Origin of the sequence: Bacillus sp. NP247 (genome assembly GCF_018966865.1) — a bacterium.
Lineage (GTDB): Bacteria > Bacillota > Bacilli > Bacillales > Bacillaceae_G > Bacillus_A.
In genome coordinates, this window is sequence record NZ_CP076653.1 from 5211001 (window position 1) to 5235099 (window position 24099).

The 24099-nt window shown below is 33.8% G+C and carries 23 protein-coding genes and 3 pseudogenes; 19 read left to right on the forward strand and 7 right to left on the reverse strand.

Annotation, left to right across the window (positions count from 1 at the left end; genetic code table 11):
- Positions 1–299 precede the first annotated feature (299 nt).
- The 8 genes and pseudogenes from KPL75_RS26955 to KPL75_RS26990 all read left to right on the forward strand — a co-directional run bounded on the left by KPL75_RS26955 (position 300) and on the right by KPL75_RS26990 (position 10051).
- The gene (locus tag KPL75_RS26955; protein ID WP_219918708.1) at positions 300–2534 is read left to right on the forward strand and encodes an ABC transporter ATP-binding protein; all 2235 of its coding nucleotides are present in this window, start codon (positions 300–302) and stop codon (positions 2532–2534) included.
- On the forward strand, positions 2531–4405 hold the full coding sequence (locus tag KPL75_RS26960) for an ABC transporter ATP-binding protein (protein WP_219918710.1): 1875 nt from the start codon (positions 2531–2533) through the stop codon (positions 4403–4405). Before KPL75_RS26955 ends, KPL75_RS26960 begins: the two co-directional genes overlap by 4 nt.
- A 147-nt stretch (positions 4406–4552) precedes the next feature.
- Positions 4553–4699, forward strand: a pseudogene (locus tag KPL75_RS26965) (IS6 family transposase); the annotation flags it as partial.
- A gap of 271 nt (positions 4700–4970) precedes the next feature.
- Positions 4971–6689: an alpha-keto acid decarboxylase family protein gene (locus tag KPL75_RS26970; protein WP_219918712.1), complete on the forward strand. Its 1719-nt coding sequence runs from the start codon at positions 4971–4973 to the stop codon at positions 6687–6689.
- A 91-nt stretch (positions 6690–6780) separates the two neighbouring features.
- Positions 6781–8211: a PQQ-dependent sugar dehydrogenase gene (locus KPL75_RS26975; protein ID WP_219918714.1), complete on the forward strand. Its 1431-nt coding sequence runs from the start codon at positions 6781–6783 to the stop codon at positions 8209–8211.
- Positions 8212–8388: 177 nt separating this feature from the next.
- A complete protein-coding gene (locus KPL75_RS26980; RefSeq protein ID WP_219918716.1) occupies positions 8389–8961 on the forward strand; it encodes a YybS family protein in 573 nt (190 codons plus the stop codon).
- A gap of 68 nt (positions 8962–9029) precedes the next feature.
- Complete coding sequence (locus KPL75_RS26985) at positions 9030–9593, forward strand: GNAT family N-acetyltransferase (protein ID WP_219918718.1); 564 nt, start codon at positions 9030–9032, stop codon at positions 9591–9593.
- Between the two features lie 77 nt (positions 9594–9670).
- Positions 9671–10051 (forward strand): nucleotide excision repair endonuclease, encoded by a 381-nt coding sequence (locus KPL75_RS26990; RefSeq protein WP_002013261.1) that lies wholly within the window; start codon positions 9671–9673, stop codon positions 10049–10051.
- A gap of 49 nt (positions 10052–10100) precedes the next feature.
- Here KPL75_RS26990 and KPL75_RS26995 read toward each other — a convergent pair whose 3' ends face one another.
- A complete protein-coding gene (locus KPL75_RS26995) occupies positions 10101–10307 on the reverse strand; it encodes a hypothetical protein (RefSeq protein WP_002136543.1) in 207 nt (68 codons plus the stop codon).
- A 132-nt stretch (positions 10308–10439) separates the two neighbouring features.
- Between KPL75_RS26995 and KPL75_RS27000 the strand changes: the two genes are divergently transcribed.
- From KPL75_RS27000 to KPL75_RS27020, 5 genes are all read left to right on the forward strand, one after another.
- Positions 10440–11219, forward strand: a complete 780-nt coding sequence (locus KPL75_RS27000; RefSeq protein WP_219918720.1) for an undecaprenyl-diphosphate phosphatase — start codon at positions 10440–10442, stop codon at positions 11217–11219.
- 71 nt (positions 11220–11290) lie between these two features.
- The gene (locus KPL75_RS27005) at positions 11291–12613 is read left to right on the forward strand and encodes an FAD-dependent monooxygenase (protein WP_219918722.1); all 1323 of its coding nucleotides are present in this window, start codon (positions 11291–11293) and stop codon (positions 12611–12613) included.
- Positions 12614–12676: 63 nt separating this feature from the next.
- A complete protein-coding gene (locus KPL75_RS27010; protein WP_219918725.1) occupies positions 12677–13207 on the forward strand; it encodes a GNAT family N-acetyltransferase in 531 nt (176 codons plus the stop codon).
- Positions 13208–13219: 12 nt separating this feature from the next.
- Complete coding sequence (locus tag KPL75_RS27015; protein WP_219918728.1) at positions 13220–13744, forward strand: YfiT family bacillithiol transferase; 525 nt, start codon at positions 13220–13222, stop codon at positions 13742–13744.
- On the forward strand, positions 13684–14208 hold the full coding sequence (locus KPL75_RS27020) for a GNAT family N-acetyltransferase (RefSeq protein ID WP_219918730.1): 525 nt from the start codon (positions 13684–13686) through the stop codon (positions 14206–14208). Before KPL75_RS27015 ends, KPL75_RS27020 begins: the two co-directional genes overlap by 61 nt.
- A gap of 120 nt (positions 14209–14328) precedes the next feature.
- On the opposite strand, the gene KPL75_RS27025 is transcribed toward KPL75_RS27020, so the two are convergent.
- Complete coding sequence (locus KPL75_RS27025) at positions 14329–14706, reverse strand: PH domain-containing protein (RefSeq protein ID WP_219918735.1); 378 nt, start codon at positions 14704–14706, stop codon at positions 14329–14331.
- Between the two features lie 179 nt (positions 14707–14885).
- Between KPL75_RS27025 and KPL75_RS27030 the strand changes: the two genes are divergently transcribed.
- The 5 genes and pseudogenes from KPL75_RS27030 (at position 14886) to KPL75_RS27050 (ending at position 18597) form a co-directional block, all read left to right on the forward strand.
- On the forward strand, positions 14886–15737 hold the full coding sequence (locus tag KPL75_RS27030) for a patatin-like phospholipase family protein (RefSeq protein ID WP_219918738.1): 852 nt from the start codon (positions 14886–14888) through the stop codon (positions 15735–15737).
- A 12-nt stretch (positions 15738–15749) separates the two neighbouring features.
- Positions 15750–15943: pseudogene (locus KPL75_RS27035) on the forward strand (YxiJ family protein).
- Positions 15944–16077: 134 nt separating this feature from the next.
- Entirely contained in the window at positions 16078–17274 is a 1197-nt protein-coding gene (locus tag KPL75_RS27040; protein ID WP_219918742.1) for an alpha/beta hydrolase-fold protein, read from the forward strand.
- Positions 17275–17295: 21 nt separating this feature from the next.
- The gene (locus tag KPL75_RS27045) at positions 17296–17703 is read left to right on the forward strand and encodes a DnaJ family domain-containing protein (protein ID WP_219918745.1); all 408 of its coding nucleotides are present in this window, start codon (positions 17296–17298) and stop codon (positions 17701–17703) included.
- A gap of 78 nt (positions 17704–17781) precedes the next feature.
- Positions 17782–18597 (forward strand): YwqG family protein, encoded by an 816-nt coding sequence (locus KPL75_RS27050; protein WP_219918749.1) that lies wholly within the window; start codon positions 17782–17784, stop codon positions 18595–18597.
- Between the two features lie 787 nt (positions 18598–19384).
- Here KPL75_RS27050 and KPL75_RS27055 read toward each other — a convergent pair.
- Together KPL75_RS27055 and KPL75_RS27060 are read right to left on the reverse strand one after the other, a co-directional pair.
- Positions 19385–19780 carry a RidA family protein gene (locus KPL75_RS27055; RefSeq protein WP_219918752.1) on the reverse strand — a complete coding sequence of 132 codons (396 nt, stop codon included), beginning with the start codon at positions 19778–19780 and terminating at the stop codon, positions 19385–19387.
- 222 nt (positions 19781–20002) lie between these two features.
- A pseudogene (locus KPL75_RS27060) lies at positions 20003–20215 on the reverse strand (hypothetical protein); the annotation flags it as partial.
- 530 nt (positions 20216–20745) lie between these two features.
- Here KPL75_RS27060 and KPL75_RS27065 point away from each other — a divergent pair.
- Positions 20746–21708 (forward strand): MBL fold metallo-hydrolase, encoded by a 963-nt coding sequence (locus tag KPL75_RS27065; RefSeq protein WP_219918754.1) that lies wholly within the window; start codon positions 20746–20748, stop codon positions 21706–21708.
- Positions 21709–21944: 236 nt separating this feature from the next.
- Here KPL75_RS27065 and KPL75_RS27070 read toward each other — a convergent pair whose 3' ends face one another.
- From KPL75_RS27070 to KPL75_RS27080, 3 genes are read right to left on the reverse strand one after another with little or no spacing between them, the layout of a single operon-like run.
- On the reverse strand, positions 21945–22436 hold the full coding sequence (locus KPL75_RS27070) for an NUDIX hydrolase (RefSeq protein WP_219918756.1): 492 nt from the start codon (positions 22434–22436) through the stop codon (positions 21945–21947).
- A gap of 22 nt (positions 22437–22458) precedes the next feature.
- The gene (dnaN, locus tag KPL75_RS27075) at positions 22459–23589 is read right to left on the reverse strand and encodes a DNA polymerase III subunit beta (protein WP_219918758.1); all 1131 of its coding nucleotides are present in this window, start codon (positions 23587–23589) and stop codon (positions 22459–22461) included.
- Between the two features lie 30 nt (positions 23590–23619).
- Positions 23620–24063, reverse strand: coding sequence for an NUDIX hydrolase (locus KPL75_RS27080; RefSeq protein ID WP_219918760.1), 444 nt, complete (start codon positions 24061–24063; stop codon positions 23620–23622).
- Between the last annotated feature and the right edge of the window lie 36 nt (positions 24064–24099).

The window sequence follows — 24099 nt, forward strand, 5'->3', positions numbered from 1 at the left end:
GTAGTTTACGAAATTTTGCTTTTCCTCCAGAAAAGATTAGTTAGATATCTTAATTATATAGTGGAACAAAATCATTGTTTTATTAAGAAACATGTGCGTTCTATTTTGGGATTTAAGGCCTATAAAACAACATCTAACCTTAAAAGTTGCATCATATCTTCATATAGTCATAAAATTAATCTGTGGTCTAAAATACGTAAAGAGCTGCTGGAATGAATTACTGAGAATACGAAGAATAAAGGAGAGAAACGGAGTAAACACTAAAAAAATTAGATAAGGAAAATGGAGAGATGAATTAAATGTTAAAGATCATTAAACATTTAAAACCATTTGTTGCTTCCATCATTGCAGTTGTATGTCTTTTAACTGTGCAGGCAGTATGTGATCTATCACTGCCAGACTACATGTCTAACATTGTCAATGTAGGGATTCAACAAAAAGGTGTAGAAAATGCAGTACCTGAGGTTATTCGTAAAAGTGAACTGGATAAACTTACGCTCTTTATGAATGAAAATGAGAAGAAAAAAGTAGCTGACAACTATGTGCTTTTAGATAAGAACAACCTCTCTCAAAGTGAATTGAAAAATGACTTAAAAGATTATCCGCAGCTTGATAAAGAGCCACTTTATAAGCTACATACAGAAGATAAAAAAATAATTAACGAACTTAACGATATCTTTGGGAAACCAATGTTAATTACACAAGGAATTGAAAAAGGTGGCTCTCCTGCTGCGACAGGTGACAACAACACACCAGCGAAGCTGCCGCCAAATACAGATCCTTTTGCAATCATTGCGAAACTTCCTCAAGATCAAATCAATGCAATGAAAGAAAAGGCAGATGAAAAGTTTAAGAATATGCCAGGCAGCATGGTAACACAATCAGCTGTTTCATACATTGAGAATGAGTATAAAAAGATCGGTATCAATACTGATAAGCTTCAATCTAATTTTATTCTTACTTCCGGCGGGAAAATGCTACTTCTATCCTTAGTAAGTATGGCAGCTACCGTTATCGTGAGTTTACTTGCTGCAAAAGTAGCTGCAGGACTCGGCAGAGACCTTAGAAAGAAAGTATTCCGGAAAGTTACAAACTTCTCGAATGCAGAGTTTGATAAGTTTTCCACTGCATCTCTAATCACAAGAAGTACAAATGATATCCAGCAAGTTCAAACACTTATGGTTATGATGCTTCGCATTGTATTCTATGCACCAATTTTAGGTATCGGCGGCATTATTAAAGTACTTACTACAGACCTTTCAATGGGATGGATTATCGCAGTTGCGGTAATTGCGATTTTAAGCCTAGTCATTGGTTTATTTAGCATCGCGATTCCTAGGTTTAAGCGTATCCAAAAGTTAGTAGATAAAATTAACTTAATCACTCGTGAATCTTTAACAGGTATGCTCGTTATTCGTGCTTTTAATAATCAAAAACATGAAGAAAAGAAATTTGAAAAAGGAAATCAAGATTTAACAAACACAAATTTATTTGTAAGCCGTTTAATGTCATTTATGATGCCAATGATGATGTTTATCATGAATGCCGTTACTGTACTTATTATTTGGGTTGGATCACACCAAGTGGATATGGGACATATGCAAGTTGGTGATTTAATGGCATTTATGCAATATACAATGCAAATCATCATGGCCTTCTTAATGATTTCAATGGTATCTATTATGGTTCCACGTGCTTCAGTTTCCGCACAACGTATCGCAGAAGTTTTAGATACTGACATTACCATTAGTGATGTAAAAGAGCCGAAAACATTTGCTTCAGACAAGAAAGGTTACGTTGAATTTAAAAATGTTGGCTTTAGATACCCAGGTGCAGAAGAAGATGTGCTTTCCAATATCACCTTTACTGCAAAACCTGGTGAAACGACAGCTTTCATCGGAAGTACAGGTAGTGGTAAATCAACATTAATCAACTTAATTCCACGCTTTTACGATGTCACAAGCGGCCAAATATTAATAGATGGTACGGATATTAGAGAAGTATCGCAGAAGGAATTAAGAGAGAAAATTGGTTATGTACCGCAAAAAGGAGTTCTCTTCTCAGGTACGATCGAGAGTAATTTGAAATACGGTAAGAAAGAAGCAACTGAAGAAGAACTCGCAAAAGCGGCAGAAATCGCGCAGGCTATGGAGTTTATTAACGCGAAACCTGAAAGCTTCCGTACAGAAATATCACAAGGTGGTACGAACGTTTCCGGTGGTCAAAAACAAAGACTTTCTATTGCGCGTGCTCTTACGAAAAAATCGGAAATCTTCATATTCGATGATAGTTTCTCAGCTCTTGACTTTAAGACAGACGCAGCATTGCGCAGAGCTTTAAACAATGAGATTACAGGAAGTACTGTTTTACTTATTGCCCAAAGAATCAGTACAATCATGAACGCCGATAAGATCATTGTACTTGACGAAGGAAAAATAGTTGGAACTGGTACTCATGAAGAGCTTATGGAAAACTGTGAAGTTTATAAGCAAATTGCTTTATCACAACTTTCAAGAGAGGAGTTGTCATCATGAATGATAGAAAAATAGAAAATAGCAAACAAGGCGGCCCTGGTCCTGGCGGTGGCGGCCATATGGGCGGCGGCATGAGAAAGATTGAGAAGGCAAAAAACTTCAAAGAAACGATGAATAAACTCCTTCAATACTTGAAGCCCTATAAATTATCAATCTTAGTCGTTATCCTTTTCGCAATCGGTAGTGCAGCCTTTACAATCGTTGGTCCAAAAATTTTAGGAAATGCGACAACAAAACTTTTCGAAGGACTCGTAAGCAAAGTATCAGGAGCACCCGGTGCAGCCATTGACTTTACCTATATCGGAAACATTGTCATTTTACTTCTTGGATTATATATACTGAGCACTGTGTTTGGTATTATCCAGGGGTACATTATTTCTGGAGTAGCTCAAAAAGTATCTTATAACTTCAGAAAAGAAATCGATGAAAAAATTAACCGTATGCCGCTGAAATACTTTGATAAAACAACGCACGGCGAAGTATTATCGAGAATTACAAATGACGTAGATACGGTGAGCCAAACGTTAAACCAAAGTATGTCGCAAATCATCACATCCGTTATTACAATCATCGGTGTACTTATCATGATGTTATCAATCAGCTGGCAAATGACATTAGTGGCGCTTTTAATATTGCCAGTATCGATGATTCTCATCATGGCAGTCGTAAAACGATCACAAAAATACTTCAAATCCCAGCAAGAATATTTAGGACACGTAAACGGTCAGGTCGAAGAAATTTATAGTGGTCACAATATCGTAAAAGCCTTTAACAAAGAAGAAGAAGAAGTAAAAAAATTCGAAAAGGTAAATGATAGCCTTTACCACTCCGCATGGAAATCTCAATTTTTATCTGGAATGATGATGCCGATTATGACATTTATCGGTAATATCGGTTACGTCGCTGTATCTATATTAGGCGGATGGCTTGCGGTAAAGAGAACCATCGCAGTTGGAGACATTTTAGCCTTTGTGCAATATGTTAGAAGCTTTACGCAACCAATCGCTCAAGTAGCACAAATCGCGAACGTACTTCAATCTACTGCAGCTGCTGCAGAAAGAGTCTTCGAATTTTTAGAAGAAGAAGAGGAAGTGCCAGAAGCAGAAAATCCAGTGAAGCTGCAAAAAGTTCAAGGAGAAGTTACCTTCCAAGATGTTCAATTTGGATACAATCCAGATAAGATCATCATCAATAATTTCTCATCTAACATTAAACCTGGACAAAAAGTAGCAATCGTCGGACCAACCGGAGCTGGTAAAACAACGATTGTAAAACTGTTAATGCGTTTCTATGACATAAACAGCGGTGCAATATGTATCGACGGTCACGATATAAAAGACTTCACGCGAGAAGACTTGCGCAACATGTTTGGTATGGTACTTCAAGACACGTGGCTATTTAACGGCTCCATCATGGAAAATATACGTTACGGTAGACTCGATGCTACAGACGAAGAAGTAATTGAAGCAGCGAAAGCAGCTCACGTTCACAACTTCGTAAAAACATTACCAAATAAATATCAAATGGAACTAAACGAAGAAGCAAGCAACGTATCTCAAGGACAAAAGCAACTACTAACAATTGCACGTGCCCTTATAGCGGATCCGAAAATATTAATACTCGATGAAGCAACAAGCTCCATTGACACTCGTACAGAAGTACTGATTCAAAAAGCGATGGAAAACCTTATGGAAGGTAGAACAAGCTTCATTATCGCTCATAGATTATCAACAATACGTGATGCAGATTTAATCCTTGTCATGAAAGATGGGGATATTGTAGAACAAGGTAATCATGAAGAGTTATTGAAAGCTGATGGTTTCTATGCTTCGCTTTATAATAGTCAATTTGAAGGTGCGGATGCTTCTTGAGTTAGGTGTCCCGAAAGTCCATTTAAATGATAAAAACCCACGATGAAAATTCATTTTCTTCGTGGGTTTTTATCATTTTTAAGGTTCTGTTACAAAGTTTTTAAAAGTAAGCTAGATTTTTGCAAAACAGAGTGAGGAGCATGATAAATGGGATATTTTAAAGGGAAACAATTTAAAAAGAACATTATTTTAGTAGCAGTCGGCTATTATTGTCGTTTTCCCTTAAGTTATCGAGATGTATTTGAGATTCTGAAAGAGCGTGGGATTTCGGTTCATCCTACGACGATCATGCGTTAGGCTCATGAGATTGTAATTGTAATATATGGTTGTACAAAAATCTTCACCGTAAAACAAAGCGGGCTAAAAGTGAGCGAGAAGAGTTAAAGAAAGCGTTAGAATATTAATTAATACATTCTTTTGACCAGAGGTGATTTCGCCGATATAAGGAGCATTTCTTCCCCATTAATTGTTGCACAACGGATAACCCGTTTAATTAAAGGGAATTATCAAAAAGGGTACTATAAAACAGAACAAGCCAAAGAAATGGATAAGGAGTGAGCAAGCGATGGACAACATGATTAATACGGGTAACTTTGGTTTACAAAGGGGACCTGCTCAAAAAACGGTTGGCCAGTATTTGTTCGATTGCCTGAAACTCGAGGGCATTACCGAAATTTTTGGTGTCGCAGGGGACTATAATTTTACACTTCTTGATACTTTGGAGTGTTATAACGGCATTAGCTTTATAGAAGGACGAAACGAACTAAACTCAGGTTATGCTGCAGATGGCTATGCAAGAATCAAAGGAATATCGGCTCTTATTACGACCTTCGGGGTCGGGGAGCTCAGCGCCTGCAATGCGATAGCGGGAGCCAACAGCGAGCATGTACCAATAATACATATTGTGGGTGCGCCTCCTGAGAAGGATCAAAAAGAGCATAAGCTGATGCATCACACCTTAATGGATGGGAATTTTGACGTTTTTCGCAAGGTGTATGAGCAGATTACGGCATATACCGCGGTGCTTACGCCGGAAAATGCCAAGATTGAAATTCAGACTGCAATTCGCATTGCTAAAGAAAAGAAAAAGCCGGTATACCTGGTTGTGGCTAATGATTTAGTGACCAAGCCGATTAAAGTTTGGGCAGAGCCAATACCACCACGTCCAACATCCAACCAAAATACCCTTCAGGCTGCAGGGAATCATATCCGTTCGCTTTTGGAACGTGCCCGCCGACCAGTTATCCTGGTGGATGTAAAAACGATACGTTTCGGCCTTCAGACAGCAACTCGGCAGCTAGCCGATGCAATGAATGTGCCTGTTGTAACGATGATGTACGGGAAGGGGGGATTTGACGAGACCCATCCAAATTATATCGGAATGTATCTAGGTTCTTTCGGGAGGGCTGAAGTCCAAAGTACGGTGGAGAATGCAGATTGTATCATTGCGATTGGCATGGTATGGGCGGACACAAACACCGCAAGTTTTACCGCAAAGCTGAGCCCACTAATAACTGTCAATATTCAACCAGATATGGTTAAAATCGCTGAGGCGGAATATCCGAATGTTCTTGCAGCCGACGTGCTACTTGCCGTGCAGAAGGTGGGTTATAAGGGAAAAGGTTTGAAAGAAAAAATTTCATTCCCTTACGATCAATTAACAACTAATGTCGACGGACCTCTATTGGCGGTCGACTATTATCCACGTTTTCAGCGCATGCTGAAAGAGGGTGATATTGTAATCGCTGAGACCGGAACGTTCTATAATGGAATGGGAGAGGTAAGACTGACGGGCGATGTAACATATATTGGACAAGGTGGATGGCAGTCTATCGGTTATGCAATCCCTTCGGCGTTCGGTGCTAGTATGGCCGCGCCGGAACGCCGAGTATTGCTGTTTACAGGTGACGGCGCCCTGCAGCTAACAGCACAGGAAATCAGTTCTATGCTCTATTACGGCTGCAAGCCCATAATCTTTGTCTTGAACAATGATGGTTATACAATTGAGAAATATTTAAATGTCAAAACAGAGGATCAAAAGTACAACCAAATCCCTCGATGGTCTTACACTAAGCTGGCCGAAGCTTTTGGAGGTAACGCGTTTAACGTTAGGGTCCGGTCCTATGGAGAGCTTGATCAGGCTATAATTCATGCTGAAAAGGAAAGCGCCGAAAGACTCTGTATAATTGAAATGATCGCAGGGAATCCGATGGACGCACCTGAATATATGCGACGGATGCGTAGTTATATGGAGAAGCAGGAAATGCAGCGCAGTCAGAAATAATATCCAATTCCCTAGTCCCTATTTGAATACTAATCGAACATTTTTAATCATACTCTTTTAATAAAACGCAATTAAAGGGGTGTAAAGTGAGTTGACAAAAGTTAAGGTTAGTTTACGGCCCATCGTTCATAACATAAATTTACCAACTGTAATAAAAACAGCCATACTTCCAGGCGAATCGGCTGAAAGACTATTTATTGCAACCCAATTAGGAGAGGTGTTTTATATAGGAGACGGTGTAATAAAAACATTTTTAAATATTCGTCCGCGAATTATCAAATTAGGCACGTTTGAAGAAGGTGTTTCTGGTAGCGGTTATGATGAACGCGGATTGCTAGGACTAGCGTTTCATCCACAATTTTATCAAAATGGTTTATTTTACCTTCATTATTCAGTAGCTGGCACTCAAGGTCCGGGTGCCCTTTCTGAACCTTTTAAACCTGACCCATGTGATCCGAAAACTTTAAACTTAAAGTGGGTAAATAGAGATAATCAATATGATCATATTGATACGGTTGAGGAATGGATTCTACAATCACATGGTCAATCTCAAAAACGACGGACATTACTTAACATAAGAAGGCCCTTTTTTAATCATAACGGAGTCAATAGTTTAAACTTTTCACCTGAGACTGGAAAACTTGTTTTTACAAATGGAGATGGTGGATCGGGTTATGATCCATTTAATTTAAGCCAGGATGATTTAGAAATAGCGGGTAAAATAATTGAAATTGATGTAACTAAAAATACATTAATGAATAATCCTCCAGTAGTTACGCGCTTTAATGAACTTCCCTTATCTATACAAGAAACACTTACAGTAATTGCGAAAGGAGTTCGTAATATAACGGGTATTTCATTTCAAAGGTTTTATAATCAGTATATCAAATATGCTGGAAATGTCGGGCAGGATATTGTAGAGTCTATTTTTTCGTTTATTCATTATAAACCCATACCGGTTACCGAACTTGTCCAAACGTATTTAATGAGATTCACTCCCAATCAAGATGGATTTATTAATTTTGGTTGGCGAGGATGGGAAGGAGAATTACCTACTTCTTTTATAAGGCACTGTTCTGAGAATCCTACTTTGGATGAGAGAACAATGGCCTATTATAATGAAACAATTCAAACGTCAGCGAGACGTATTCAACCTCTAATTAGTTATTTTCATAAAGATTCCAGACCGGATAAGTTTGGAGGAACTTCACTTACAGGAGTTCAGCCTTATATGGGAACTGCAATACCAAATTTAACTGGTAGCGTCGTGTTTACCGACCTTGCCAAAAAAGAAGAATCTCGGTCTCCAGTTAAAGGTGTTTTAGCCTATACTAGGGCAAGTATATACGATAAACGTAATGATTTTCATGTTATGGAAACCACTTATAATTTTGGGAATCAATCAGCTTATTATGTTAGTTTAGGAACAAACTTAGATCAAACTAGATTATATTTAGGAGTTTATAGTTCTATGAAAGTAACTGATTTTAACAAAGGAACTATTTATGAAATAGTTCCTTGATACGATATAAACTCTAATTCTAAAAATATAAGAAATTCATTCTTCTTCAAAAGGCACGACCTGTTGTCCTCCTAAAAAACTTCTATGTATAAACGACTAGCAGAAAGCAACACATAAACTATAAGTGTATGAATACTATAGTAAGTGATGAATTAGGTATCTTTAGGAGGTATTTTGATGAATCGCTTTATATGCTATTGGTATCAATGGATGATAGAGCAGGATGCGAATTTTGTTCATAAAAGAAAGGTGACGCCTGCAAGTAGGTTAGTCATTACAGCATTACTCGGTTCATTTGCTGCTATTTTTCAAACTGCGGGGAACTTAATCCCTGGAATAGGGTTATTTATTAGTCCTTTCGCGACGCTACCGATTTTTCTAGCTATTTGTTATTCTATTCGTGAGGGAGTACTCTCTTATATTCTTACTATTTTCCTATTATTCATTATTGAGCCAAGTGAGCTAATTGTCTTTCCCTTTACTACAGGATTATTAGGTATAGCGTTAGGAGTATCCTTTTTACAATTCAAGAAGAGGATTTGGGTGGTTTCCTTTTCAGCGATATGTTTACTTATTGGAATAATGATCGTTCTCGATGTCTTCCGTTTTCCAGTACTTGGTCCTACTATTCGTACAACTGTGGATATAAAAATTATTTCATTAATATTTATATTAAGTTTTCTATACTGTTGGATCTATGCAGAGCTGTGCAAAATAATGATGAATAGAGTATATAAAGTATGGTCTTAACAATTGTATAAAATCTTTTTGAACGAATACACTTTTTCATATATTTTCAAAGATTGGAGATGTAAGCCATGTATAACGTTGAAATTAGAAGGCCGAATTCGGATGATATTGATGAACTAAATTTGTTTTTTCGTATAGTTATTACAAATACTTTTAAAAACGAAGGGTTATCACAATTATTAGATGACATAGAAAGTGAAATTAACACGAAAAAGCAATATTTGAAAAATGATTTTGATAATAATGGAGAAAGTCGTTACTTTTTATTAGCAATAGATACAAGTAACGATAAAATCATTGGAACGATTGAAATCGGTCCAGCAAGTACATTGATTAATAGTTGTACAGACGGTGTACTTAAGGATTTGTATGAAATAGGAACTGTATTTATACTTCCGGAGTATCAAAGAAAAGGTATAGGGAGTTTACTACTAAATACAATGTATCTTACATTACTTAGCAGAGGAATAACCGAATGCTGTTTAGATAGTGGATACAAAAAAGCACAAAGTATATGGATAAAAAAGTTTGGAAAACCTAGTTATATGCTGAAGGATTATTGGGGCGAATCAAACGATCATATGATTTGGAAAAAAAGTTTACATGATATACCTATAATATTTGAATTATAAAATGAAATATCTCTCTTAACATAGCTTTTCTTACATACTTATGCTATTATTTATCTTTATAATAAAAGAGGACGTGAATGAACTTGATTAAAATTAATATTCCTGAAGCTGATGTTTCAATTACTGAACGTAACCAAGTTATTAAAGGAGATGAGCCATTAATTACTCCAATTAACGGTTTTATCGATTTCCACTTGTTCCCTAGAGATAAAGGCGGCATTTTTATGTTTTACAATATTAATGACGAACTTCTTTTCGTAGGTAAAGCTCGTAAAATTAGACAACGTATTAAAAAGCATTTTGAAGATAATGTTTCACCAATCAAAAATAATCGTGATGAAGTATACCGTATCGATGCATGTATCGTAGAAGATCCAACAGAAAGAGAAATTTACGAAACTTACATCATTAATAAATACAAAGCGAAATATAACGTTGATAAAGTGTTTTATAAATAAGTAACAAAAAACAATCCTAGCACATATACTGGGATTGTTTTTTTGTGTTTCATTCTTCATTTCTTTCTCCTTTTTTAAAATGATTAGCAGCAATTAAACAGAAAAGCCCTATAAATAAAATTATAATTCCAAGCGTTTTATGTTTTCCTTCAAAAAAAGGAATATCTGAAATAACATTTGTCATACATAACCCTATAAACACAAGGATAGGTCCTGCCCACAGTAATACATTGCCGAATTTCGTATGTTGCCACATAGTAACCCTCCTTTCTCCTTTTTACATATATATCCATGAAATAAAAGTAAATTCATAGAGAAAAATAGTTTTTTTCATATCGAAAATTGAACCTTCATATATTGGTACAAGCAAACGAGAAAGGGGACCATCATGAAGTGGTTAGAAGCTTTTATATTAGGGATAATACAAGGTTTAACAGAGTTTTTACCGATTAGTAGTACAGGACATCTTTATTTAGGAAGGCATTTGTTTCAATTAGATGAAGCTGGATTGTTTTTAGATACGATGCTGCATATCGGGACTTTGCTTGCAGTGTTTATTTATTACAAAAAAGAATTTATATACTTAATTAAAAATCCATTTTCAAAACTAATGTTATTGCTTATTGTTGGGACGATACCTGCAGTTGTAATCGGATTGTTATTTAAAGACTTCTTTGAAGATATTTCAAAAACAGGTATTACGATTGGTTGGGAGTTTTTAGTGACAGGTTTCTTTCTCTACATGGCCGATAAGCAAAAAAATGGTCGTAAAAAAATGGATGACATTACATATAAAGATGCATTTATTATCGGTTCATTTCAAGCGGCTGCTATTTTTCCAGCAATTTCTCGCTCTGGTATGACAATCGTCGCTGCTTTATGGAGAAAACTAGACCGTGAAACAGCAGCATATTTTTCGTTTTTATTATCTACGCCAGCAATAGTCGGAGCAATCATTTTGCAATTTGCAGATGTTTATCAAGGGAAAGCTGAATCTATTTCTAGTACATCTTTAATTGTCGGCACGTTATCAGCAGCGTTCTTTGGTTACATAGCAGTTTCATGGATGATTCAATATTTAAAACGTCACTCCTTAAAAGTATTCGCGTATTACGTATGGGGATTAGGTATTTTAATTTTAACGTTGCAATTTACTCATGTGTTTTAATTTAGTAATTCTTCGTTTAGATCCTGTTTCATTCAAACAAGGCAGGATCTTTTTTCATTAAGGGGGAAAATATGTTTAATAAGGCTATCGTTATTGGCGGAAGTATAGCAGGAAAACTCACAGCAAAAGCATTATCAAAGTCTTTTAAAGAAGTAATCATTTTAGAAGCCGGTGAAAAATGGGATGGAGAAGCTTCGAGAAAAAGAGTTCCACAAAGTAATCATCCTCATGTGTTATTAAAAGGCGGAGAAAAAGCCATTGAGGAATTGTTCCCTACTATTACTAACGAATTAATAGAAGCAGGCAGCATCGTAAATAACTTTACTCGTGATTTAAAATGGCATCAATTTGGTTTATGGAAACAGTCATTCACAGGAGAAGTGCATATGATTCAGCAAAGTCGTACTATGCTAGAATCACATATTCAAAAACGAGTTGAACAAATTTCAAATATTACTACGAAGTATGAAATGTTAGTTGAAAGATTACTAATAGATGAAAACCGTAACAAAGTGTGTGGAGTAAAAGTTAAATGTTTAGATACAGGTGTACACGAAGAAGTTCATGCAGATATTGTTGTTGATGCGAGTGGGTTTGGTTCAAAAAGTATAGAGTGGTTACGAGAATACAATATTGAAGTGCAAGAAGAAAAAGTGCGTATTGATTTATTTTATGCAACTAGATTGTTTAAACTCAAAGAAAATGAGAAGTTAGACTGCTGTAATATACTAATGTCTCCAAGTTTTCCTGAGAATCCTTATGGTGTTCTAATTCAAACGATTGAAGATGATCGTTATTTTGTTACTTTCAGTGGATATGCAAATGAGAAGGCACCACAAACAGATGATGAGTTTTATAATTTTGCTGAAAACCTCTCAATCCGCCATGTAATAGATTTCCTAAATAGAGCTGAGGCAATTACTGATATTAAAACATACAAAATTCCTTTTCAAGTACGCAGACGATTCGATCTCGTTACAAATATGCCAGAAGGGTTATTAATAGTAGGAGATGCACATTGTCGTTTTGATCCGGTTTTCGGTCAAGGCGTTTCAGTTGCAGCAATGGAAGCTCACCAGTTGCAACTACTTCTACAAGGGAGAAAAAAGCTCGATAAAACATTTACACAACAATTTTATAAGAAAGCCGCAAACATAATACAAACCCCTTGGGAAATGACAACTACGGAAATATCACGTCACCCTCAGCTAAAGAGAGAATTAACTATGAAACAAAATTTTCAGCTTTGGTATACGAAACAAATATATCGACTTTCTGCAAGTGATTCTGATGTGTATATTCGATTAGTGCGAGTGATGAATTTAATTCGTAGTCCATTTCATCTATTTCATCCGAAAGTGGTACTTGCAGTATTACTTAATCGAAAGAAATAGCAGGAAAATAATCGATTAAAAAAGAATGTATAACAGTTAGTAAATCAAGAAGGAGAATACGGGATGGAAATATACATAGAGGAACTAAAGAAACAAGATGCTGAGGATTTATTTACGTTTGAACTTACGAATAAATCTTTTTTTGAAACAATGGTACCAAATCGTGGTTCGAAATATTTCGATTTTGAATATTTCCAAAAACTACTAGACGATTTATTAATAGAACAGGCAGGTGGAAATTCTTACTTTTATTTAATTCGTAATGAAGAAAAAGAAATTGTAGGTCGAATAAACTTAGTAGATATAGATACCGAAACTCGAATCAGTTCGTTAGGTTATAGAGTCGGAGAAAAATTTACTAAAAAAGGAGTTGCAACAGCAGCTGTAAAATTAATTTTAAACGTAGCGAAAAATAATGAAATTAATGAGGTTCATGCTAAAACAACGACTAATAATCTCGCATCACAAATTGTACTAGAAAAAAGCGGATTTTCTTTTAATAATGAAGCAGATACAACTTCTGTAGAATTAAACGGAGAACGCGTAAATTTTGTAAATTATATTTGCAGAACTACTTCGTGTTCAAAATCATAGGGAGGCATATTCATGAATAATGATTTGCGTTATCCAATAGGCCAATTTACTTATGTAGGCACTATTACAGAAGAAATAATTGATAAATGGATTCAAGAAATTGAGGATTTACCTAATGAATTAGCAAGAGCGATAAAAGATTTAGATCAGAAGCAGTTAGATACACCGTATCGCGTTGGTGGATGGACTGTTCGCCAAGTTGTTCATCATCTTGTTGATAGTCATATGAATAGCTACATACGCTTTAAATTAGCACTGACAGAAAAGAATCCAACTATTAAACCGTACAAAGAAGAAAAATGGGCAGAGCTACCTGACTCAAAATTACCAGTAGATGTTTCACTTGTAATGCTAGATTCATTACATAAAAGATGGGTTAACTTATTATATTCTTTAGAACCAGCAGATTTAGAAAAGACATTTAATCATCCTGAATCAGGAGAAACAAAACTTGCTGCTGCAATTGGACTATATGCATGGCACGGTCGTCATCATACAGCTCATATTACTTCTTTAAGAGAGCGTTTAAATTGGTAACATTAGAGAAGGCGACAGAAATTGATGCAGAGATTATATTTCAAATGCAAGTAGAATCATTTAGTTCATTATTAGAAAAGTATAAGGACTATGAAACAAGTCCGGCAAATGAACTTATTGAAAGAACGATTTCAAGAATAAATAACCTGGACGGTGGATTTTATAAAATTTTTGTAAATACGAATCTTGTCGGAGCGATATGTATATCACGTAAAGAAGAGGCATCTAAATTTTGGATAAGCCCGATGTTTATTATTCCAGACTATCAAGGGAACGGAATTGCTCAAAAAGTATTAATTTTAATCGAGGAGATGTTTCCAGAAATAACGACTTGGGAGCTTGCTACAATTTTAGAGGAAGAACGAAATTGTTTTCTATACGAAAAGATGGGATATAGAAAAGCGGAATTTAAAAAGAAATTAAATGATAAAGCAACTTTAATTTATTATAAAAAAGAAAGGTAAAGCACATTTTAAACGCTTTACCTTTTTGTGTCATTTTAGATTAAATATACAATTTTAATGTATATTCTTCCAAAATATTCGGGTTAGTAATTCTAAATTCGAATAAATATACAAAACGAACTATTTTGTCGTATATGTCACTAACGCTTTTTGAATGCTTAAAATACTATCATCACCTTTAAATTCCTTCGTAATTGGATCGTCCATACTAGACACCCAAATTTTAAGTTCCGCATCTAAATCAAAATGCCCAGCTGTTTCAATACTAAATTGTGTAATACTTTTATAAGGGATAGAATGGTATTCTGTTTTTTTACCAGTTACTCCTTGTTTATCTACTAAAATAAGACGACGATTTGTAAATACGATTAAATCACGAATTAATTTATAAGCATGCTCAACTTTCTCATCGTCTAGCATAATCTTCTCTAAATCACGTTCTACACTTTCAGAACTCGCATTTGATGCATTTCCTAAAATACCGCTAAATAAACCCATTTGAAATTCCTCCTTTATCATATGTGGAATGAGTTTCTTATATTGTAACATGCTATGCCTGAATACATTATGACATTGCATCTATAGTTTTTTCTGCTTATTGCAATTATTTCATATAACCTCATCCTAAAATCTTGTGCTAACATGTAAGTAAGAAAAAAGAAGCAGAGGTATAAAGCATGCAGAATATCGGTTTAGTATTAGAAGGCGGCGGAATGAAAGGGTTATATACTGCAGGAGTACTCGAATATTTTATGGAGAATAACTTATTCTTTCCTTATGTAGTCGGCGTATCAGCGGGAGCGTGTATGGGAGCAACCTATTTGTCACGTCAAAAAGGGAGAAATAAGAAAGTGAATACAGAGCTAGTAGCAGATCACAGGTATATATCTTATCGAAACTTGATTCGAAAACGTGAATTATTTGGGATGGACTTTTTATTTGATGAAGTACCTAATAAAATTGTCCCATTTGATTTTCAAACTTTCTTAAACTCAAGTGAACAGTTTGTCATAGGAACGACTGATTGCGAATCAGGACAGGCTGTTTATTACAATAAAACAGAACATGGAAATGATATTTTAAAAATTATTCGTGCATCAAGCTCTGTGCCGTTTATAGCACCTGCTGTAGAATATGATAATCGAAAATTGTTAGATGGAGGGATTATAGATCCTATTCCAATTCTAAAAGCTCAAAATGATGGTTATGAAAAGAATGTCGTTATTATGACAAAACCAGAAGGATACGAAAAGCAGCGGAATAAATTTTCTGGACTAGCTAAATTCTTGTATAGAAACTATCCGAAAATCGCAGAACATTTAGTAGAGCATTATCGCTTTTATAACGAAACCGTATCTTATATGAATCAAAAAGAACAAACAGATAATTTTTATGTAATTCAGCCAAGCGCACAACTTCCTATAAGCGGTATAGAGAGAAATAAAGAAAAACTCGTTAATCTATATAATCTTGGGTATAAAGATGCTCATAATCATTATGAAAATTTATTAAATTGGATGGAGAAATAGAGGGGTGAAAAATTGATATTAGGAAAAAAGATACTTTTTAATGAATTGCAGAAAATGCATAGTTCACTGCATAAACCGTTTCCTTATCGTGCTACAGGAAAATTACAGCGAGATTTAAAAAGTAAATTTACCGAAGACGACTGTATAAAGATTTCATGAATTATGAGAAGGCTCGGAAACTATTACTTTATTACCTTACTGAATAAAAACCAAAACGTACAGGCTAAATAGCTTGTGCGTTTTTTCGTTCATAAAATATACAATATTTTCAACTTGTTTATATAGGAATTCTAATGAGAAGAAAGAACTAGATAAAGAATACTACAAAGGAGGAAGAGGAGTGACTTCAATAATTAGTCCTAAGTTAGAGGAACTTAATAATCAATTAAAAAATGGAAACGAGAAAGCTTTTTATACTTTTTTGCATGAAATAAGGTCAAATAATACGCCACTAATAGAAGAATGTCCTGTAGATAATCAGTATAAGCTTATAACCTATATATGGTTAGGTGACCGGAAAACTGAAAACGTTTATGTATTCGGTAGTTTTCCCGGTTGGGATCTGTCTGTAAATCAATTACAACGGTTGTTACATACAGATATTTGGTATCAAACGTTTAGAACGGATAAGAGTTTTATTTCAACTTATTATTTTTCAGTCAACGATTTTTTCGAAAATGATTGGATAAAGCGTAGTGAACAGTACCGAATAGACAGATTTAATGGAAATACATTTGGAGAAGGTACCAATAAAGCATCTGTGTTAAAAATAGGCATGGAAGTGCAGTATAGCAGTCGTTTTCCTTCAAATCATTATCCATCTGGAAAGATTGAAACATATTCTTTTCATAGTTCAATTTTAAATAACACACGTAAAATTCATATTTATACGCCTCATGATTATTCTCACACTTCACACCTTCAAGAACTTCTCATTGTCTTTGATGGAAATTCATTTATTAACAACCTTTCAATCGTAAGAACACTCAATTATTTAATTTACGAAAAAGAAATCCCATCTTGTATTGCTGTTGCTATAGATCATGTTGATCGATTAAAAGAGCTAACTTATAACGATAAAATGAATACATTTTTAACAGATGAATTGCTCCCGTGGATTCAAGTTAAGTATCGTGTACATCAAGAGGCAAAACATACAACAATTGCTGGTTTCAGTCTTGGTGGCCTAGGAGCTTTTTATGCAGCGCTTCAATATCCTCGTATTTTCGGGAATGTGTTGTCAATGTCTGGATCCGTACATTGGAAAAAGGATGGCTTTGAAAATGAAATTCCGTGGATTGAAAATCAAATTATATCTACAAATCCCGATACGTCTCAACCTCATTTTTATTTGGCAGCAGGCCAACTTGAAAACAAACCTCTTTTAACGGCTAATAAGCGCTTATATAGGACTTTGAAAGATAAAGGGTACCAAATTACTTATGAAGAGTTTCAAGGTGGTCATGATAGCCTGTGGTGGCGAGGAAAGTTATTTGATGGATTAAAAGCTTTAAAACAGACAGAAAGCACACTATAAAATTAAAAGGGGAGAGAAACTATGAATCAAGAAGAACTAGATAAAAAATTAAAAAAACAAGAAATTTTAGTGAAAGATGAGAAAGTTTGGTCATTCACGTATGAGGATCATATTAGTTCTATTGTTAAACAGGCAGAAAAGAAAGGAGCTTTTAATGATTTACCTGGTAAAGGGAAACCTCTTAATCTTGATAAAGACCTTTCGTACAATCCTGAAAAGCAACTGTATAGAACTTTGGCAAATAATCATGTTTTACCTAGGTGGATTGAGCTTTCAAAAGAAATTGACGATTTAAAAGAAAGGCTAAAAGAAAATACAAATACAGCAGAAGCAGCGGATTTAATTCGAACTATAAATAAAAAAGTTATAGAACATAATTTACTTTGTCCGCCAAGTGCGCAAAAAATGAGGGTGAAAACGGATTTTTAACATTTTTCAATTAAGCTATCTCTTGCTATATAATTAAGTTAGGTATTTTCAATTCATTACTAAAGGGAGGAAAAAGTTGTGAAAAATACGTATCAACTTCAAATTCCGAAAGAACTAGAACAGTATCGTAGTATTTTAGAAGAAAGTGTGAAACCGTACATTAAAGTGTCTGGAACGCAAGCAGAGACAACCCTTTTTGAAAGTAAGTTTGGTGGCTATCCGTATGTATCTATAAATCAAGAGTATCCTAAAGACTCTAATGGCCAACCTATGATGTTACTTGCGCAGTTAAACCTTGAAGAAATTCCGCATATTGAATATATGCCTCAAAAGGGCATGTTACAATTTTTCGTAAGTGCTGATGATGAGCTTTTTGGAGCAGATTTTGATTATCCAACAAGCCAAAAAGACTTTCGAATTATTTATCATTCTACAATTACAGAAGATCTAACTAAGGTTATTACTGATTTTAGTTACTTAAATACATTAGAATTAGAGGATTTTATCATACCCGAAGCAGCGAAACTAAAGTTTGAATTGGATTATCAACCGGTAACATCAAGAGATTATCGATTTGAAAAGATTTTTAACGATAACATTGATTGGGAAGAAATTGTTGATAAAGAAAACAATACAGAATTAGGCGAACTGTATGATGATTTATGCGAAGATCAAGGACATAAAATTGGTGGTTATCCATTTTTCACACAGACAGATCCAAGAGAATGGGAAGAAAAATACCAACAACACGATATATTATTGTTGCAAATTGATACAGACGATTCATTAAATATTATGTGGGGAGATTCCGGTGTTGCTAATTTCTTTATACGCAAGGAAGATTTATTAAACCTAGATTTTTCCAATGTTATTTACAATTGGGATTGCTATTAAAATAACAATCTAGAGCATTACTTATGTTTAAATAGGGAAAAGGACTCAATTTATTGGTCTATATATGTTTAAGTGCTAAAAAATCATCCTAACAGTTAGGGTGATTTTTGTTTTAATAATATTTAATTATGTTAACTAAACTAAAAGATAGCAATCATAATAAAAGTCAAGCGATGATATGAAATAAATAAAAATAATGTAACATGTAGCAAATCATATATGTAGCTAAAAATGATAAATTAATCAGTGGAAAATTCATTAGTAATAAAAACACTTTAATCGATTTTTAATTTTTATTTTAAATGTATCGTTACGTAAAATTTTTTTGTGTTTGTAAATAGAACGATTCATGAATTTTAAGTTCGGATTTGCTATAAACGGATAAAATATAAATTTAGTGATAAAAACGTAAAAAATCATTTAAGTTTGATTTAGTATAAATCTCATTAAAAATCTCCGTTTCGTCTCATTAAGTATAGTTTACTTGTTTTTTGATACAGATAAACACTTACTCTATACAACTTTGTATAATATATATTATGTTAACTAGAAAAAAGTAATAAACTTATCATATGTTGGTTGTGGTTGTTAGGCTCCCCTTTTTAATTGGATTAATAATGTGTGGTTGTTTGCTTTTTTTTGAGTTGTTTTAAGTTAATTATGTTGTGTTATTGATAAGAATGTTTCCGTGTATAATTTATATTTTTTTTAATAAACAAGGCAATTCGTTTAAAGTGAATGATTTAAACGAATTGCCTTGATATGATTAAGAATAAGTTTTTTAAAATTAGTTTGCTACAGCAATTGCTTCGATTTCAATTAACAATTTGTCGTTAATTAACTTATTAACTTCTACAGCTGAACTTGCTGGTGGATTCTTAGTATCGATGTATTGATCTCGAATACCTCTGACAATGGCCATTTGAGAAATGTCCGTTAAGAAAAATGTTAATTTTACTACATCATTAAATTTTAATTCCGAAGTTTCTAATGCGCTTTTAATATTTTCGAATACTTGTCGCGTTTGTGTAGCTAAATCATCAATGCCAACTATTTGACCATCAGTATTGATTGCTACTTGTCCAGATATGTAAATTGTTCGTTTAGCGTTACTAACTTCGACTACATGTGAGTAACCGAAAGTTGCTGGCATTGTTTCTGGATTGATAAATTTCTTTTGCATGGCTCTTCTCTCCTTTTAATATCTTATTTTCTTTATGTTAGATTTTGATTTTTGATTATCCTCTATTTACCAATTATTGTCTATACATCATTCAGCTGCTACATATGCAAAAGTATATTAGTCACTTTAATTTAAAGTTTTTAATAGATTATGTACGTTTGATTTTTTTGAGCGCTTGTTATAATTACGCCTTTTTGTATTAATTCTTCAGTTACTTTTGTATAGAAAAAGTATTTGTTTTTCGAATTCTTCGTCAGTCCAATTTAGCCTCGTTTTTATAGCATTTGATTCTATGCCCAGATGGAGCATTACAAGTGAATATTGCAGATTTGTTCCACTTATTTTTATAGTTGGAGAATTATCTCCAGATGAAATCATTTTAGTCTCATAAGCTGTTTGTAGTATTTTCTCTGGCGTATTAGTATCAAGCGTCATTGAACCCCTCTTTTTTAATTAAGTTAATTGTAAAATCTATGTATTAATTACGTTCTATAAATAAAAATAAGTATCCTCTAATAATCTCAAATTAAAAACCTTAGTATAGCTATACCAAGGTTTTTAAAATTTTTATAATGAATTTTCTGAGGTTCTCTTCCCTTCTGTATAAAGCTGAATCATTTCAAATCTTGATAGTTTACATTTTGACTTCTTTTTATTTCCTTCATGTATGTAAAGACTCTCCTTCCATTGAATAATTAGATGAATATCTGCTTCTTAAACATATGATGAAACGTACGTTTTTTGTGATTTTTGAGAAGGAATTTACTTAATTAAAACAATCTACAATTACATAATATTAGTTTTAGCTGCTGCTAAATGAATTTTATTTTATATATATAAATAATGAATTTGACGAATTTATGAAATGTACTGCATTAAAGATGAAAGGTAAAACGATATAGTTTACACTACAAATAGCTACAATAACAACATACGTATATTGTTAAACGTAAAAAGGAGAACTAATGAAAAAGAAATATACAAATCAAATCCATACTGATGTAAGTTTTAAACCGAAAGATATTATAGGTTTAATGACTGATTACTTTAAAATGAAAACAAAGCTGCGTCCTATAAAGAATTTACCTATTGTTTTATCGAATAAAGATAATGAGTCTTTAGAGAGTGTTACATGGTTTGGTCATTCTGCTTCTCTTTTAAAAATAGAAGGTAAAAAACTATTATTAGATCCTATGTTTGGCGATGCCTCTTCCCCATTCCCTGTTTTTAATAGTAAACGTTATAGTGGCGCGTTTTCTTTAGAACGTGAAGATCTTAAGGAAATTGATGCGATTATCATTTCGCATAATCACTATGACCATTTAAATTACAAAAGTATTATGCAGTTAAAAGATCGTGTAAAGCACTTTTATGTTCCGACTGGAGTTGCGCGTTATCTTATTAAATGGGGTGTTTCACCTAGTAAAATTAGTGAGCATAATTGGTGGGATGAAATTACGTTTGATAATATTAAATTAGTTTGTACACCTGCAAGGCATTTTTCTGGACGAAGTATGACAGATAGAGATAGTTCATTATGGTGTTCATGGGTTATCCTTGGTCAAGAAACGAAAGTCTTCTTTAGTGGTGATAGTGGCTATGCTCCTCACTTTAAGGAAATTGGTGATAAATATGGCCCATTCGATCTTACTCTAATGGAATGCGGGCAATACGACACGAGATGGTCTGCTATTCATATGTTGCCAGAAGAAACAGTTAAAGCTCATATAGACGTTAAAGGAGAATTGCTTGTTCCTATTCATTGGGGTGCTTTTACATTATCATTACATGAATGGAGTGATCCAATTGAGCGAGTTACGAAAGAAGCAAATCGTTTAGGGATTAATATTGTTACACCACGAATAGGTGAAACTATAGCAATTAAAACGAAAGATTATCCTACATCCGCTTGGTGGAGAGAAATTTAATTATAAATATAAAAAGCGCGAACCTTTTTATTAGGGATTCGCGCTTATTTTTGCATTCATGTTCATTTCATTTGTTCAAACATTGATGATTCTCTGGTGCAACTGATTCAGATACATTGGCAAGGTTACCTATTGATGAAGATTTTTTTCTCTTTCGGAACAATTTCTGGTGAATCCCTTATTTAAGAATTGTTCGCTTTTCTCTGTTGAAAAGTTTACTTTTTTGTATTTATTTCTTAAATAGTGTCCTGCTTAACCAACTCTTCATTCTTATAATCTATTAATTTATGATTAGATAATACAAAAGAGTACTCTAATATTAATTCATTATGAAGTACTTCAGGTAATAATTTAGGTAACATCTCTCCTACACCGTAATTATAGTCGCTTAATATCCAGGACGCACTTTTCCAATCTAAAATCCCTTCGGCTATTTTTTTAGGTGTGTGATATGTAAATCCATAAGGTAGTTCTACTACATAAACATACATGCCGCCAGAGTATGGAGAGTCCTCCCATTTAATAATGCCTTTAAATTGAATTTGATTTTGTTCAACATCTATATTTGTTTCTTCTTTTATTTCACGAATTGCATTTTCTAACGGTGTTTCTCCTTTTTCTATCTTCCCTCCTACACCGTTCCATAATCCTTTTACAGGATCATATTCTCTATTTAGCATAAGTATTTCTTCATTTCTTTTTATAAAACATAAAGTATGCTTGTACATTTTTTAATTCCTTCCTTAGTTCTTAATAAGTTCTAACTGGTGATATAAGATGTACTGCTGCAGATTGTTCACCTGCTTCAATTAATATCGGTCTCATAGAACCACCAAAACTTAAAGTAACTGTTTCTTCTTTCATTGTTTTTAAAGCATCAACCATAAAACGTCCATCAAAAGAGATATTTAATTGCTTCTCTCCATGAATCGCATCTATTTGTTGTGTTTCGGATATCTTACCGACCTGAGAAGCGTTAGAAGATATTTTTATTGTGGATTCGTCGATGATTTCTAAATTTACGTTGTTATTCGCCCATTCACTTGCTAATAAATTAGATTGATCTACACCTTGTAAAATCTTTTTTCTATCTATGTTAATTACCGTTTGAAATTCATTCGGTATTAGGCTAGATATATTAGGGTATTTCCCTTCAATTAACCTTGAATACAACGTAATTGTACCGAATTTAAAAATAATGTGATTCTCTGAAAGATATATGGATACAAAGTTTGAATTGCTGTTCATTAATTTTAGAAGTTCACTAATAGTTGAACTTGGTATAATGCAATTTGCTTTCGCATGAGATGAAATTAATATTTCACGTAAAGCCAGTCTATGGGAATCAGTCGCAGCACAAATTAATTTATTATGATCAAAAACGATATGTACGCCAGTAAGAACGGGTCTAGATTCATTTTTAGCAGCTGCAAAGGCAGTTTGTTTAAATACTTCAATCAATTGTTCCGTTTCTACTTTTATTTCTGAGTATTCGTCTATAAATGGTACATTAGGAAACTCATTTGACGAGAATCCATTTAAGTTTAAAATAATTTCATCGGATTGAATTGTAATCAATTGCTCATTCATACTTTTTATTAAAATCTCATTTGGCATTTTCTTAATAATTTCAATGAAATATTTTGCCGGTACAACAATACTCCCTGCTTTTAAAATAGTTACAATTTGTACGTCTTCACTTGAACTAGGTATAAACTTTTCAATAAAAATGTTTGAATTGCTTGCGATTAAAGTAATGCCATATTGATCTGCTGTTATTTTAATTCCGGATAATATAGGAATTAAAGTTTTTGCTGAGATAGCTTTACTTACTTCTGAAAGAGCTTGTGTAAAGTGTTTGTGATTAACGATAAACTCCATTTTTCCCCCGCCTTAAATGAAATACTTTCTTTATGAAGATTGATGAATAATAGTTCCATTAAAAATATAAGGAACTGTTTCTTTCTTTTGTAAAAGACTTTTTAAGTGTTCTGGTATACGTAAATAAGGTTCTGCTGAATCTAATTCCATCCAGGTAATCTCTTCAATCTCTTTTGGCCGTGATATACAGATTTCCCCTCCGATTATTTCTCCTAAAAAATTAAAGAAGATTGCATGATGTCCTCTCTCCTCAAAAAAGGCTTCACTAATGGAACAAACCCCTTCTACGGATATATCCAGCCCTGTTTCTTCTTTCACTTCACGAATTGCCGCCTCTTCTAACGTTTCCCCGAATTTAACTGCTCCACCTGGTAAAGTGTAATAAGAACCATTTTTCCCTTTGTTTTTAACCATTAATAACTTTTCATGTGTTTCATCATATAGAAGTGCGTATGTAACATTTACTTTTTTCATATGTAGTCCCCTTTAATGAAAAGAATTTTCTGTCTT

Excerpts from the sequence above, each read along its gene's own strand:
- KPL75_RS27065 (WP_219918754.1), top strand. The coding sequence starts at position 20,746 with ATGAAAAAGAAATATACAAATCAAATCCATACTGATGTAAGTTTTAAA.
- dnaN (WP_219918758.1), bottom strand. The coding sequence starts at position 23,589 with ATGGAGTTTATCGTTAATCACAAACACTTTACACAAGCTCTTTCAGAA.
- KPL75_RS27000 (WP_219918720.1), top strand. The coding sequence starts at position 10,440 with ATGAAGTGGTTAGAAGCTTTTATATTAGGGATAATACAAGGTTTAACA.
- KPL75_RS27030 (WP_219918738.1), top strand. The coding sequence starts at position 14,886 with ATGCAGAATATCGGTTTAGTATTAGAAGGCGGCGGAATGAAAGGGTTA.
- KPL75_RS27055 (WP_219918752.1), bottom strand. The coding sequence starts at position 19,780 with ATGCAAAAGAAATTTATCAATCCAGAAACAATGCCAGCAACTTTCGGT.
- KPL75_RS26970 (WP_219918712.1), top strand. The coding sequence starts at position 4,971 with ATGGACAACATGATTAATACGGGTAACTTTGGTTTACAAAGGGGACCT.
- KPL75_RS27005 (WP_219918722.1), top strand. The coding sequence starts at position 11,291 with ATGTTTAATAAGGCTATCGTTATTGGCGGAAGTATAGCAGGAAAACTC.
- KPL75_RS26980 (WP_219918716.1), top strand. The coding sequence starts at position 8,389 with ATGAATCGCTTTATATGCTATTGGTATCAATGGATGATAGAGCAGGAT.
- KPL75_RS26990 (WP_002013261.1), top strand. The coding sequence starts at position 9,671 with ATGAACTTGATTAAAATTAATATTCCTGAAGCTGATGTTTCAATTACT.
- KPL75_RS27045 (WP_219918745.1), top strand. The coding sequence starts at position 17,296 with ATGAATCAAGAAGAACTAGATAAAAAATTAAAAAAACAAGAAATTTTA.
- KPL75_RS26955 (WP_219918708.1), top strand. The coding sequence starts at position 300 with ATGTTAAAGATCATTAAACATTTAAAACCATTTGTTGCTTCCATCATT.
- KPL75_RS26995 (WP_002136543.1), bottom strand. The coding sequence starts at position 10,307 with ATGTGGCAACATACGAAATTCGGCAATGTATTACTGTGGGCAGGACCT.
- KPL75_RS26960 (WP_219918710.1), top strand. The coding sequence starts at position 2,531 with ATGAATGATAGAAAAATAGAAAATAGCAAACAAGGCGGCCCTGGTCCT.
- KPL75_RS27080 (WP_219918760.1), bottom strand. The coding sequence starts at position 24,063 with ATGAAAAAAGTAAATGTTACATACGCACTTCTATATGATGAAACACAT.
- KPL75_RS26985 (WP_219918718.1), top strand. The coding sequence starts at position 9,030 with ATGTATAACGTTGAAATTAGAAGGCCGAATTCGGATGATATTGATGAA.
- KPL75_RS27010 (WP_219918725.1), top strand. The coding sequence starts at position 12,677 with ATGGAAATATACATAGAGGAACTAAAGAAACAAGATGCTGAGGATTTA.
- KPL75_RS27015 (WP_219918728.1), top strand. The coding sequence starts at position 13,220 with ATGAATAATGATTTGCGTTATCCAATAGGCCAATTTACTTATGTAGGC.
- KPL75_RS27070 (WP_219918756.1), bottom strand. The coding sequence starts at position 22,436 with ATGTACAAGCATACTTTATGTTTTATAAAAAGAAATGAAGAAATACTT.
- KPL75_RS27020 (WP_219918730.1), top strand. The coding sequence starts at position 13,684 with ATGGCACGGTCGTCATCATACAGCTCATATTACTTCTTTAAGAGAGCG.
- KPL75_RS27025 (WP_219918735.1), bottom strand. The coding sequence starts at position 14,706 with ATGGGTTTATTTAGCGGTATTTTAGGAAATGCATCAAATGCGAGTTCT.